The organism is Yoonia sp. R78084 (assembly GCF_044595625.1).
In the GTDB taxonomy this organism is placed as follows: Bacteria; Pseudomonadota; Alphaproteobacteria; order Rhodobacterales; family Rhodobacteraceae; genus Yoonia.
The window spans coordinates 1004621-1017437 of the sequence record NZ_CP138993.1 but is presented as its reverse complement, the minus strand read 5'-3'; the positions used below and the strand labels follow the sequence as shown (position 1 = coordinate 1017437).

Genomic DNA, 12817 nt, shown 5'->3' with positions numbered 1-12817 from the left:
GCCCCGCGCGATTGTGCAAGTTATTCTGCTGCGACCTGAGCTTGATGGACTGCAGACACCTCGGCGCGGATGATCCGTGCGATCAGTGCGCAATCCTCTTCGGAGAACGTCAGCGGCAGGCGCATATCAACGACCCCGGCAAGAACACGATCCGACGCAGGCATAGGTGCGGACGGCGCATAGCGCCAGCTGTCATAGCGCGAGGTAAAGCCTTTGGGCTCTGCGCCGCCGAACCATTTCAACTCGACCCCGCGCGCCGCACAGCGTGCCAGCACAGCCTCGACCGCGGCAGGTGCCCAGTCGAGCAGCAGGAACTGGAACGACGAGGCCACGAACTGTTCTTTCTCGGGACGCGGGATCAGGCGCAGGCCCGGTGTTTCGGCCAAACCATTTTCAAGAACGCGATAGCGTGCGTTCCAGCGCGCCGCTTGTGCCGCCAGATTACGTAACTGCGGACGCAGGATCGCCGCGCGCAGATTGTCCATCCGCCCCGAAATGTTCGGCGTTTCGTATTTGATCTTGGCAAAGGTCGCGAGCGGCGGCGCGGCGCGGTGTTTTTCAAACAGCATATAACTGCCTGAGAGCATGATGGCCCGGGCCATATCCTCGGGCCCGTCACCAATCAGAAACCCGCCTTCACCGGAATTGATGTGTTTGTAGGTTTGCGTCGAATAGCAGCCGAACCGCCCCCAACGCCCCGAAGGCACGCCATTCCAAGCGGCCCCCATGGTATGGGCGCAATCCTCGATCACATCGACACCGGCGGCATCGCAGAGCGCCATCAGCCGTTCCATATCGCAGATATGGCCGCGCATATGGCTGAGCAGCAGCACTTTGGCCTGATCCAGCTTTCCCTCAAGATCATCCAGATCAATCACCAGATCCTCGGTCACGCCGACAAAGACCGGCACACCGCCCACGGCCGCAATCGCACCCGGCACCGGGGCCAGCGTGAAGGCATTGGTCAGCACCTTGTCGCCATGCGCAACACCGCATGCCCGCAAAGCCGTTGTCATTGCATACCCGCCCGAAGCCACCGCAAGGCAGTATTTCGCGCCTACTGTCGCAGCGAATTCCTCTTCCAGCAGAGCCGTTTCCGCAATCTCGTCGCCGCTTGTGTTGTAGCGGTGCAAGCGGCCTGATTGCATCACGGCATTGGCCGCAGCGATCCCTTCGGCGGGGATCGGTTCCTGCTGGGTGAAACTGCCTTTGAAAATCTCGGTCATGGGGTCACTCTGATGCGGTTTACGCCTGCATCAAAGCATCACTTGTCCCCCGCGCATAGGGCCAATTCACCCGATCAGCCGGGCCACCACTGCGTCCAGTTCATCGTAGTGATCAATCGTGGCCTCGGGATCAAGCGCCAGCACATCATCACGGCCCGGTCCGAACGTGACCAGCACCGACGGCACGCCGGCATTGCGCGATGTGTCGCGATCGGTCGCCGTATCCCCCACCAGAAGCGAGCGCGCAGGATCGCCGCCCGCACGGCGCACGGCCTCGAAATGATGTGCAGGGTCGGGTTTGCGCACCGGCAGCGTATCGGCCCCAATCAGCGAGCCGAATGCATCACGCACCCCGAGGCTGCGCATCAGGGTTTCGGCCAGCCCTTCGGGTTTGTTGGTGGCAATCCCCACGGCGTAATCGGCAGATAGCAGGCGTTCGACCGCATCCATCGCACCGGGGTAAAGCACAGTGTGGGTATCAATCGCTTGCGCATAGGCGGCCAGCAACACGGGATATTGCGCATCAACCTCGGCCTGCCCGTACCCTTCTACGCGCGAAAAGCCCAAGGTCAGCATCGCCCGCCCGCCGCGCAGTGCGGTAGCAGCATCGGTGGCATGATCCAGCAGATCGCCCAAACCCAGCCCGCGAAAGCAGCTATTGGCAGCGGCAATCAGATCGCCGCTGGTATCTGCCAGCGTGCCGTCAAGATCAAAGATTACAGTGCGTTTTGTCATCGGCTTTCCCTTTGTTGCCATTCACTCTGTAACGCCCTGTAAACTGATGTGAACCCCCTTCCCCTTGTGATACTGAAAAAGGGCAGTAGAAGGCAGGGAACAACAAGGTTCGAGGCAGCAATGGCAACCGCATTGATCATCTTAGCCGCAGGCATGGGCACGCGTATGAATTCCGACCTGCCCAAGGTCCTGCATGAAATCGCAGGCGCGCCGATGCTGGTGCACGCCATGAAAGCCGGTGCCGCGCTGGACCCCGCACGCACCGTCATCGTCGCAGGCCACGGGGCAAACCTGGTCGAGAAAGCAGCCAAGGCCTATGACCCTGACGTGACCATCGCGCTCCAGTCCGAACAGCTGGGCACCGCCCATGCCGTCGCACAGGCCCGCGACGCTCTGGCAGGTTTCGATGGCGATGCTTTGGTGCTCTATGGCGATACACCGTTTATCCGCCCCGAAACACTCGCCGCGATGACAGCCGCACGGCTGACCCACGATATCGTCGTGCTTGGGTTTGAGGCGGCTGATCCGGGGCGTTACGGGCGGTTGATCATGCAGGACGATCAGTTGGATCGGATTGTCGAATTCAAGGATGCATCGGATCAGGAGCGCGCCGTAACACTCTGCAATAGCGGCGTTATTGCAGCTGACAGCGCCACACTTCTTGATCTGGTTGCTGCGGTTGGCAATGAGAACGCCGCCGGCGAATACTACCTCACCGATATCATCGGCATTGCCCGCGCACGCGGGCTTTCCGCGACCGTAGTCCGTTGTGATGAGGCCGAAACACTTGGGGTGAATTCCCGCGCCGAGCTGAGCCGCGCCGAGGCGCTTTTCCAGCAAAATGCCCGCGCAGTTGCGCAAGAGGATGGCGTCACCCTGACCGCCCCCGAAACCGTTTTCTTCGCCCATGACACCGTCATTGGCCGCGATACGGTGATTGAACCCAATGTCGTCTTTGGCCCCGGTGTGACGGTCGAATCAGGGGCCACGATCCGTGCCTTCAGCCATCTTGAGGGCTGCCATGTCGCGCGCGGCGGGGTGATCGGCCCCTATGCGCGGCTGCGCCCCGGCGCGGAACTGGCCGAGGACGTCAAGATTGGTAATTTCGTGGAAATCAAGAACGCGCAGATTGCCGAGGGTGCGAAGGTCAATCACCTGTCCTATATCGGCGACGCCACCATCGGCGCGCGTAGCAATATCGGCGCGGGCACGATTACCTGCAACTATGACGGCGTGTTCAAACACCACACGACAATCGGGCAGGATACATTTATTGGATCCAACACCATGCTGGTGGCCCCTGTTACCGTCGGCGATGCAGCCATGACCGGCAGCGGGTCCGTGGTGACCAAGGACGTGCCCGCCGGTGCTTTGGCTGTTGGTCGCGCGCGGCAGGAAAACAAAGCGGGCTTTGCCATACGCCTGTTCGAAAAACTCAAAGCACGCAAAGCAAAAGGGTCTTAACCATGTGTGGTATCATTGGCGTATTGGGCGATCACGAAGCCGCCCCCCTTTTGGTCGAGGCGCTGAAACGGCTGGAATATCGCGGCTATGACAGCGCGGGTATTGCCACCATCAACGATGGCGCGCTGGACCGGCGGCGTGCCGTGGGCAAGCTTGTGAACCTCTCGGATCTGTTGGTGCATGAACCACTGGCCGGTAAGTCCGGGATCGGACACACCCGCTGGGCCACCCATGGCGCGCCCAATGTGGTGAACGCCCACCCCCACCGCGCCGGTGGCGTGGCGGTTGTACACAACGGGATTATCGAAAACTTCCGCGAATTGCGGGCGTTTTTGGCCGAACAGGGCGTGGGCTTTGCCACCGACACAGACACGGAAACAGTTGCCTTGCTGGCAGATCATTTCCGCAACCAAGGGCTGTCGCCCCGCGATGCGGCGGAACAGACGATTGCACGGCTTGAAGGGGCCTATGCGCTTTGCTTCCTCTTTGATGGCGAAGACGATCTTCTGATTGCCGCGCGCAAAGGCTCCCCCCTCGCCATTGGTTATGGCACTGGCGAGATGTTCGTGGGCTCTGATGCGATTGCCCTGGCCCCGATGACCGACCGGATCAGCTATCTCGAAGAAGGCGACTGGGCGGTGATCACGCGCAACACGGTCGAAATCCGCGACGCGAACGGCACTATCGCCAATCGCGCCATCAAAACCATCCAGATTGACAGCGCCATGGTCGACAAGGCCGGTTTCAAGCACTTCATGGCCAAGGAAATCGCGGAACAGCCTGTCGTGTTGCAAGGTGCGCTGTCGCATTACATCAACGCCGAAGCCACCGCCGTCACCATGCCCGACCCCGAGATCGACTTTGCGCAGGTCGAACGGATGACGATGGTGGCCTGTGGCACCGCCTTTTATGCCTGCCTCGTTGCAAAGTACTGGTTTGAACAGATCGCAGGCATCCCTGTCGAGGTCGATGTCGCCTCTGAATTCCGCTACCGCGAACCGCCTGTAACCAAGGGCACGGTTGCACTTTTCATCAGCCAGTCGGGCGAAACCGCCGATACGCTGGCAGCACTGCGTTACATGCAGGGCAAAGCGGACAAGATCATGTCGGTCGTCAACGTCCCCGAAAGCTCGATCGCGCGCGAGAGCGATATGCCATTGCCCATTCTGGCGGGAACCGAAATTGGCGTGGCCTCGACCAAGGCGTTTACCTGCCAGCTGACGACGCTGGCCATCCTCGCCCTGCGCGCCGCCCAGATGCGCGGCAGGATCAATGATGCGGAACTGGCCGAAAAGCTGGCCGCCTTGCGCAGCCTGCCCGGGCTTTTGAACCTCGCACTCGGGATCGAGGACAAGACCAAGTCGATCTCGCGCAAGCTGGCCGAAGCGCGCGATATCCTGTTTCTGGGGCGCGGCGCGATGTATCCCCTCGCACTGGAAGGCGCGCTTAAACTAAAAGAAATCAGCTATATACATGCCGAAGCTTATGCGTCTGGCGAACTCAAGCACGGCCCCATCGCCCTGGTCGACAAACACGTCCCGATCATTGTGATGGCCCCGCGCGACAGTCTTTTCGAAAAGACCGTGTCGAACATGCAAGAGGTCATGGCGCGTGGTGGCAAGGTGCTCCTGATTACCGATCAAAAAGGCGCTGCCGAGGCCAGCGCCGGTGTCTGGGAGACAATCATCATGCCCGAAGTCGATCCGTTTCTTGCGCCGATCCTCTATGCCGTCCCTGCGCAACTCTTGGCCTATCACACAGCCGTCGCCAAAGGCACCGATGTGGACCAACCCCGCAATCTTGCCAAATCGGTGACAGTGGAATGATCACACCCAAAACTGCGATCGCCCAACTGCGCGCCCTCGGCGATGCGGCAAAGGCCGCCGAGATGCACCGCTATCACAAAGTGGACCGCCCCTATCTGGGCATCGCCAATCCGGTGATTGACGAACACGTCAAAGACTGGCGCGCCGAGCTCGAGCTTGAAGAACGCCTCGCGCTGGCCAGGGGTCTGTGGAAAGGCAACACCCATGAAGGGCGGATTGCGGCGGCGAAACTGCTGACACAAGCACGGATCAGACCGGATGATGCAGGCGCCTGGGCTTTGATTGCGTCATGGGTGCCGGAGTTTGACGCTTGGGCTGTTGCGGATCACGCCTGCATTGCAGGCCAAAAACGGCTGGTCGCGGACCCTTCCCGTCTGGATGAGGTCGCCACATGGACCACCTCTGACCACATATGGACGCGCCGCGCGGCCCTTGTGATGACCTTGCCGTGGACCAAGCAGAACCACCCCAAACCGGCCGATCTCGCGATCCGCGAGCGTGTCTTGGGTTGGGCTGCAGGCTATGTGACAGACCACGACTGGTTCATCCAGAAAGCGATTGCTTGGTGGTTGCGCGAATTGTCCAAACATGATCCTGCACGCGTAGGCGCCTTTCTGGATGCGCATCAGGCGGATATGAAACCCTTTGCGGTGAAAGAGGCCGGTCGCAAACTGCCACAATAGGCATTCCTGCCGCCTGATTTTCCATGTCCAATCAAACTTCCGCCGGAGGCATCCTGCCTGATGCCGCACATCCTGCCGGTTCAAGGGGCCGCGAATACCGTCAATTCAGGCAAGGACGTCAGCGGCGCTTCAATCAGGCGCATCGCGGCAAGGCTGATCTGGCTGCCTGAACCTGCAGCCCCGCCCGAGGGGCGCAGCTCGATATTGATCGTTTTATCCTGATACGTGACGCGGCCTGGCGTCAGCGCCGCCACCAGTGGCGTTTTCAACCAGATGCCCGCCTCCGCAGGCGATCCCAGCGATGCGATTGTGCGGCCCAAGGGTTGCGCACCCGCAGGTGCGGTCGCGATCGCTGCGGCACGGTCCTCTGCGCTGGTGGTGTCGAATTGCGCGATCGTCACGGCATTTTGAGGCGGGGGTGGCGGGGGCGCCGGGTTCAGTGTTGGCACGGGTGCGGCAATATCAGCATCCGGTGCAGGCCCGAACGGCCCCTGAAACGAAGGCGTGGAACAGCCGGTAATGGCGATGACGGGGATAGTCAGGATCAGTCTCATACCCACAGACTATGCTTTCAAAAACGCGGATACAACGGAGGCCATGTGCCTTGCGCAAGGGATCGCCCGCGCGTAGGTTCGGTGACATGACACAGCCACTTATTGATCCTTTCGCCCGCGCCATCGAATACCTGCGCGTCTCGGTCACCGACCGCTGCGATTTCCGCTGCGTTTATTGCATGTCCGAGAACATGACCTTCCTGCCCAAGAAGGAACTTCTGTCGCTGGAAGAGCTTGACCGCCTTTGCACGGCGTTTGTCCGCTTGGGTGTGCGCAAATTGCGCATCACGGGGGGCGAGCCCTTGGTGCGCCGCGAAATTATGACCTTTTTTCGCAGCATGTCGCGGCATCTGGACAGCGGCGCCCTGCATGAGCTGGCCCTGACCACCAATGGCAGCCAGCTCGCACGGTTTGCCGATGATCTTTACGCGGCGGGTGTGCGGCGGGTGAATGTGTCGCTTGATACGCTGGATGAGACCAAGTTTGCCGATATCACCCGTTGGGGCCGCCTGCCCCAAGTCCTCAAAGGGATTGATGCGGCGCAAAAGGCGGGCTTGCGGGTCAAGATCAATACGGTCGCCCTGAAAGGCTTTAACGAGGACGAACTGGAGCAACTGACCGATTGGTGCGCGTCGCGTGATATGGACCTGACGTTTATCGAGGTCATGCCGATGGGCGATCTGGGCAATGAAGACCGCTTTGGGCAGTATTGGTCGCTCAAAGACCTGCGCGCGCGCCTTGCCGCACGATCGGAGCTGACAGATTTGCCCGAAAAGACAGGCGGCCCCGCGCGGTATGTGCGCGTTGAAAACACCGGTCAGAAGATCGGTTTTATCACGCCACTCAGCCATAATTTCTGCGAAAGCTGTAACCGCGTGCGGATTACCTGCACCGGCGAGATTTACACCTGTCTGGGTCAGGAAGGGCATTCCGATCTGCGCGCGCCGCTGCGTGCGTCAGAGGCCGATGTCGATCTGGAGAACGCAATCCGTGCCGCGATTGCGCTCAAGCCCAAGGGCCATGATTTTGACTACTCGCGCCAACAAGTCGATGGGCAGGTCAGCCGGCATATGTCGCATACCGGTGGCTAGGTAAGGTGGATCCTGATCCACCTTACGGTTTGCGCGCGACAAAATCGATCAGCGCCGCTTGTCCTACGTGGGCACTACCGGATCTTTGGTCGCGCTCGTAAACAGCACAGCGTTCAATCGTCCAACCTGCAAAAGCCTCGCGCAAAAGCGCTTCGGTATACATGTTCTCGATAAACGGTGGCCCGCCCGTTCCCCGTCCGATCTGCTCGGGCCTGTAGCCATGAAGCAAGATCCGTCCGCCACTGCGCAGCGCGAACTGCATGTTGCGGAACTGGCGCGCCCGAAATGCGGGGTCAGCGAATTGGATAAAGATCGCAACGACCATGTCGTATTGCTGTGACCAGTCCCATGTGTCCCAGTCCGACACATGGGCATCGACCACCACACCCGCATCAGCGGCAAGCTCTCCCGCCCGTGTAATGGCCGTCGGGGAGGGATCAAAGGCGGTCACCTTCATGCCATTACGGGCTAGATGCACACTGTTGCGCCCTTCCCCGTCCGCCACGCAAAGTGCGGATGCACCATCAAGAACCACCCACGGATTTTCAGCCAGAACCGCCGCCGGCGCGGTGCCGAAAAGATAGCCGTCGCTGCTGCTATAGCGTTCTTCCCACATCAGGCCGCTGGCATCCGCTGTTCGACGATTTCCGCCCACCAAGAGCACCCTGCAGGGATCGCCTCATCGCTGAAGTTGTATTCAGGGTGATGGACCGCAGCGGTGTTTCCGTTGCCCACAAGGATATAGGCGCCGGGCCGTTCCTCGAGCATGAAGGCAAAATCCTCGCCGCCCATGATCAAAGGTGCGTCCGCACAAGCGCCAGAGACCGACTTGGCCACTTCGGCGGCAAATTCTGTTTGTTCTGCATGGTTCACCATAACGGGATAACCGCGATAGTAGGTGACATAAGCCTTGGCGCCGAAAGCGGCCGCTGTGCCTTCGGCAATGGCTTTGAGCCGCTGCTGCGCTAGGTCGCGCATCGCCGTCGACATGGTGCGCACCGTCCCTTTCATATGCACCCGCTGGGCGATGACGTTGAAGGCCTTGGACGAGCTTTCGATCGCCGTGACGGAGACCACGATCTGATCCACAGGATCCGCATTGCGGCTGACAATGGATTGCAGCGCTGTCACCACGTGAGCTGCAACAAGCGTGCTATCCACGGTCTCATGCGGCTTGGCGGCGTGACCGCCTCTGCCTTCGATCGTGATATCGAACTGGTCGGTTGCGGCAAAGAATGCACCCGGTCTGATCGCGAAACTGCCCAAGGGAAGACCGGGCCAGTTGTGCATGCCGTAGACCTCTTGCACGCCCCAGCGGTCCATCATGCCGTCTTCGCACATCTCACGACCGCCGCCGCCACCTTCTTCTGCTGGCTGGAAAATGACGACAACGGTGCCGTCGAAATTCCGTGTCTCGGCCAGGTATTTCGCCGCCCCCAAGAGCATCGCGGTATGCCCGTCATGCCCGCAAGCATGCATCGCACCGTCTGTCTTGGATTTATAAGGAAGACCGGTCTGTTCGTGAATCGGGAGCGCATCCATATCGGCGCGCAACCCGATGACTTTGCCCGAAGTATTAGATTTACCCCTGATGACGCCCACGACTCCGGTGCGCCCGATGCCTGTCACGACCTCATCACAACCGAACGCTGTGAGCTTTTCGGCCACCATTGCCGAGGTGCGGTGCGTCTCGAACAGGATTTCGGGATTTTCATGCAGGTCGTGCCGCCATGCGGTGATTTCAGGCAGCAGTTCGGCAAAGCGATTCTTTACAGGCATAACTCGGGCTCCGGTTGGGGTGTGGCTTTAAGTGTCTCACTCGGCCAGCATGTCCACAAGGCGGCGCATGAATGCCTCACCCTGCTGGAACTGGTCAACGGTAATGTATTCGTTGGGCTGATGGGCCTGCGCGATATCGCCGGGGCCGCAGATGACGGCCGAATAACCGCGTTCCTGAAACTGCCCGGCCTCTGTGCCGTAGCTGACGACATTGCGGGCGTTCTCGCCGGTCAGTTTGCGGACAAGTGCTTCGGCCTTGCCCTCATGCTCGGGCACAAGGCCCGGCACATGGAAATACTGATCCGCAGTGATGCCCGCCTCGGGGCGGATCGCTTTCATTTCGGCCTCGATTTCGGCAAGCTTGGCCTGAAAGCGTGCCTGCCATGCGGCGATATCTTCACCCGGCACAATGCGGAAATCGAAACCGAAGTAGCAATCCTTGGCGGTGATGTTATGCGCCGTCCCGCCGCTGATCGTGCCGACATGCAATGTTGTGTAGGGCGGCACGAATTCCGCCGCCAGGTCGCTGGGGGTCTTGGCCGCGTTTTCGGCGTTCACCTCATTGGCCCAGTTGATCAGCTTGGCAGCCATCATGATCGCACTCACGCCTGTGGGTGCCAGTGAGGAATGCACCTCGAACCCGCGGAAATGCATCTTGTAGCCGATGCCGCCTTTATGGCCTGTCACGACCTTCATCATCGACGGCTCGCCCACCAGAACCGTATCGGCCCGCGGCAGGCCCATGCTGACCATATGGTCGATCATCGGCGGCGCGCCTGTGCAGCCGACCTCTTCATCATAGCTCAGCGCGATTTGCAGCGGGCGTTTGATCCCGCGTTCAAGCGCGAGTGGAACAGCCCAGAGCGCCAGCGCATCAAAGCCTTTCATATCGCAGGTGCCCCGCCCGTAGAGCCTGCCCTGCCGTTCGGTCACCTTGAAGGGGTCGGTATCCCATGACTGCCCGTCAACAGGCACAACATCCGTATGACCAGAGAGCACCACGCCGCCATCAATCTGCGGACCCACATGGGCGTAAAGTGCGGCTTTTGTGCCGTCTTCATTGGGCACGCGGGTGGACTCTATTCCAAATTCGTTCAGATAATCTTCAACAAAATCAATCAGATCAAGGTTGCTCTCGCGGCTGACCGTGGGGAAACCGACAAGGCGGTCCATCAGTTCTCTGGCGGTGAGTGTCATGTCAGTCCTTTCAAGATCAGCTGCCATCGTCGCATCTTTTCGCGCAACATGCCCATATTGATGGCAACCCTACTTTGACGCGTCCAATCTGGGTCCGCAATTAGGTTATCACTTGCGGTACCGCAATTTGATGATACCGTCTGTGGTTAGCGCAACCAGTCACATGAGAATCTGGTGCAAATAACAAAGTACCGAACCACCTGGGAGGTTCCATATGCTCGATGGGGCGCTGCCTGTCCTGGATGTCCGGGACCTCAAAACCGTTTTCAAAACACGCGGCGGCGAGGTTCATGCGGTCAACGATGTCAGCTTTTCGCTGCGCCCCGGTGAATTGCTGGGTGTTGTCGGCGAGAGCGGTTCGGGCAAATCCGTAACGATGATGTCTTTGCTAGGCCTGCTGCCCTCGCCACCCGCTGATGTGCGCGGCGGAACCGTTATGTTCGATGGCAAGGACCTGCTGCGCGTGACACCCGAGCAATTGCGCACGGTGCGCGGTGGCAAGATCGGGTTTGTGTTCCAGGATCCGATGACCTCGCTCAATCCTGTCTATCAGGTCGGGTTCCAGATCATGGAACCGCTGCGCAAACACATGGGTATGAACAAACGCCAGGCCGCAGAGCGTGCGCAAGAGCTGTTGGAACTGGTGGGTATCCCTGATGCCAAGCGCCGCCTGAATGACTACCCCCACCAGTTTTCCGGCGGGATGCGCCAGCGTGTCATGATCGCTATCGCTTTGGCCTGTGATCCGCAGGTTCTGATCGCGGATGAGCCGACAACAGCGCTCGATGTGACGATACAGGCGCAAATTCTGGAACTGATGAAGGAGTTGCGCGACAAGCTGGGGATGGCGGTGATCTGGATCACCCATGACCTTGGGGTCATTGCGGGGATCGCGGACCGTGTAATGGTCATGTATGGCGGCCAAGTGGTTGAACATGCACCGGTGAAAGAGCTCTTCAGCAACCCGCAGCACCCCTACACACGCGCCCTGCTGAAGACGATTCCGAAGATTCATGGGGCACGCTCCGCCCGTCTGACGATTATCGAAGGCCAGCCGCCAATCATGACCGGCGCGCCCACCGCATGCCCGTTCCGCGACCGCTGTGATGTGGCCTTTGATCGCTGTGCGTTGGAAAATCCACCACGTTATGATCTGGGCGAAGGCCACGACGCCGCCTGTTTCTTTGACGCCCGCACCGGAGAGCCACGCGATGCTTGATGATACCAAAAAGCCGCTGGTTTCGGTCAAAGACCTGAAAATGCACTTTCCGATCCATGCTGGGCTTTTGCGCCGCCGTGTCGGTGAAGTGAAGGCGGTTGATGGTGTCAGCTTTGATGTGTTCGAGGGGGAAACCCTTGGTCTTGTTGGCGAATCCGGTTGCGGCAAGTCCACCTGCGGGCGCGCTGTGCTGCGCCTTTACGACATCACGTCCGGGTCGATCACAATTGACGGGCGCGAAATCGGCGCGACACCGCAACCTGCCCTGCGTGACATGCGCCCCACGATGCAGATGGTGTTTCAAGACCCGCAGGCCTCGCTGAACCCGCGCATGACTGTCGAGGATATCATCAAAGAACCGCTGGACGAGCATACCAAGCTGTCAGACACCGAAAAGCGTGAAAAAGTGGGTGAATTGATGGATGCGGTCGGCCTGAACCGCAAATTCGCCAAACGCTATCCGCATGCGTTCTCGGGTGGGCAGCGCCAGCGGATTGGTATTGCCCGCGCGCTTGCACTGAACCCAAAGTTCATCGTCTGTGACGAACCGATTGCCGCCCTTGATGTGTCTATTCAGGCGCAGGTGGTGAACCTGCTGGAAGACCTGCAGGAACAATTCGGCCTCACCTATTTGTTCATCAGCCACGATTTGTCGATGGTGCGTCATATCGCAACACGTGTGGCGGTCATGTATCTGGGCAAAGTCGTTGAACTGGCCCCGCGCGAAGGGCTCTATGCCGACCCGCTCCACCCCTACACGAAAGCGCTGCTCTCGGCTGTTCCCGAACCGGACCCGAGCCTTGCGCGCGCAACGCAGCGGATCATCCTCAAAGGCGATGTGCCTTCGCCCGCGAACCCGCCCGCGGGCTGTAATTTCTGCACGCGCTGCCCTGCTGTCATGGACATCTGCAAACGCGTGGAACCCGCATACCGCGAGGTGCAGCCGGGCCGTTTCACGGCCTGCCACCTTTTCAACGAGACAACGAACACTGCTGACGAAACGGCAGGTTAAGAGGCAAAAAAATGAGCACCAACAAGGAGAA

At 59.8% G+C, this 12817-nt stretch carries 12 protein-coding genes; 6 read left to right on the top strand and 6 right to left on the bottom strand.

Features of this window, described 5'->3' with window-relative positions:
• Window positions 1-20: 20 nt before the first annotated feature.
• Both SJY29_RS05225 and SJY29_RS05220 read right to left on the bottom strand, forming a co-directional pair.
• The gene (locus tag SJY29_RS05225; protein ID WP_400087662.1) at window positions 21-1226 is read right to left on the bottom strand and encodes a DegT/DnrJ/EryC1/StrS family aminotransferase; all 1206 of its coding nucleotides are present in this window, start codon (window positions 1224-1226) and stop codon (window positions 21-23) included.
• Window positions 1227-1292: 66 nt separating this feature from the next.
• Window positions 1293-1961 (bottom strand): HAD-IA family hydrolase, encoded by a 669-nt coding sequence (locus SJY29_RS05220; RefSeq protein WP_400087660.1) that lies wholly within the window; start codon window positions 1959-1961, stop codon window positions 1293-1295.
• A gap of 120 nt (window positions 1962-2081) precedes the next feature.
• On the opposite strand from SJY29_RS05220, the gene glmU reads away from it, so the two are divergent.
• The 3 genes from glmU to SJY29_RS05205 are packed head-to-tail and all read left to right on the top strand — an operon-like array spanning window position 2082 to window position 5934.
• Window positions 2082-3425: a bifunctional UDP-N-acetylglucosamine diphosphorylase/glucosamine-1-phosphate N-acetyltransferase GlmU gene (gene glmU / locus SJY29_RS05215; protein WP_400087658.1), complete on the top strand. Its 1344-nt coding sequence runs from the start codon at window positions 2082-2084 to the stop codon at window positions 3423-3425.
• Window positions 3426-3427: 2 nt separating this feature from the next.
• Entirely contained in the window at window positions 3428-5251 is a 1824-nt protein-coding gene (glmS, locus tag SJY29_RS05210) for a glutamine--fructose-6-phosphate transaminase (isomerizing) (protein WP_400087656.1), read from the top strand.
• Window positions 5248-5934 (top strand): DNA alkylation repair protein, encoded by a 687-nt coding sequence (locus tag SJY29_RS05205; RefSeq protein ID WP_400087654.1) that lies wholly within the window; start codon window positions 5248-5250, stop codon window positions 5932-5934. The genes glmS and SJY29_RS05205 overlap by 4 nt, the downstream gene beginning before the upstream one ends.
• 80 nt (window positions 5935-6014) lie before the next feature.
• Here SJY29_RS05205 and SJY29_RS05200 read toward each other — a convergent pair whose 3' ends face one another.
• Window positions 6015-6488: a D-galactarate dehydratase gene (locus SJY29_RS05200; RefSeq protein WP_400087652.1), complete on the bottom strand. Its 474-nt coding sequence runs from the start codon at window positions 6486-6488 to the stop codon at window positions 6015-6017.
• Between the two features lie 86 nt (window positions 6489-6574).
• Between SJY29_RS05200 and moaA the strand changes: the two genes are divergently transcribed.
• Window positions 6575-7579 (top strand): GTP 3',8-cyclase MoaA, encoded by a 1005-nt coding sequence (gene moaA / locus SJY29_RS05195; RefSeq protein ID WP_400087650.1) that lies wholly within the window; start codon window positions 6575-6577, stop codon window positions 7577-7579.
• A 22-nt stretch (window positions 7580-7601) separates the two neighbouring features.
• On the opposite strand, the gene SJY29_RS05190 is transcribed toward moaA, so the two are convergent.
• From SJY29_RS05190 to argE, 3 genes are read right to left on the bottom strand one after another with little or no spacing between them, the layout of a single operon-like run.
• Window positions 7602-8195, bottom strand: coding sequence for an SAM-dependent methyltransferase (locus SJY29_RS05190; protein WP_400087648.1), 594 nt, complete (start codon window positions 8193-8195; stop codon window positions 7602-7604).
• On the bottom strand, window positions 8195-9358 hold the full coding sequence (locus SJY29_RS05185) for a M20 aminoacylase family protein (protein ID WP_400087646.1): 1164 nt from the start codon (window positions 9356-9358) through the stop codon (window positions 8195-8197). The genes SJY29_RS05190 and SJY29_RS05185 overlap by 1 nt, the downstream gene beginning before the upstream one ends.
• Window positions 9359-9394: 36 nt before the next feature.
• Window positions 9395-10555 (bottom strand): acetylornithine deacetylase, encoded by a 1161-nt coding sequence (argE, locus tag SJY29_RS05180; protein WP_400087644.1) that lies wholly within the window; start codon window positions 10553-10555, stop codon window positions 9395-9397.
• A 214-nt stretch (window positions 10556-10769) separates the two neighbouring features.
• On the opposite strand from argE, the gene SJY29_RS05175 reads away from it, so the two are divergent.
• Both SJY29_RS05175 and SJY29_RS05170 read left to right on the top strand, forming a co-directional pair.
• A complete protein-coding gene (locus SJY29_RS05175; protein WP_400087642.1) occupies window positions 10770-11774 on the top strand; it encodes an ABC transporter ATP-binding protein in 1005 nt (334 codons plus the stop codon).
• Window positions 11767-12786 (top strand): ABC transporter ATP-binding protein, encoded by a 1020-nt coding sequence (locus SJY29_RS05170; protein WP_400088838.1) that lies wholly within the window; start codon window positions 11767-11769, stop codon window positions 12784-12786. Before SJY29_RS05175 ends, SJY29_RS05170 begins: the two co-directional genes overlap by 8 nt.
• Window positions 12787-12817: the final 31 nt, after the last annotated feature.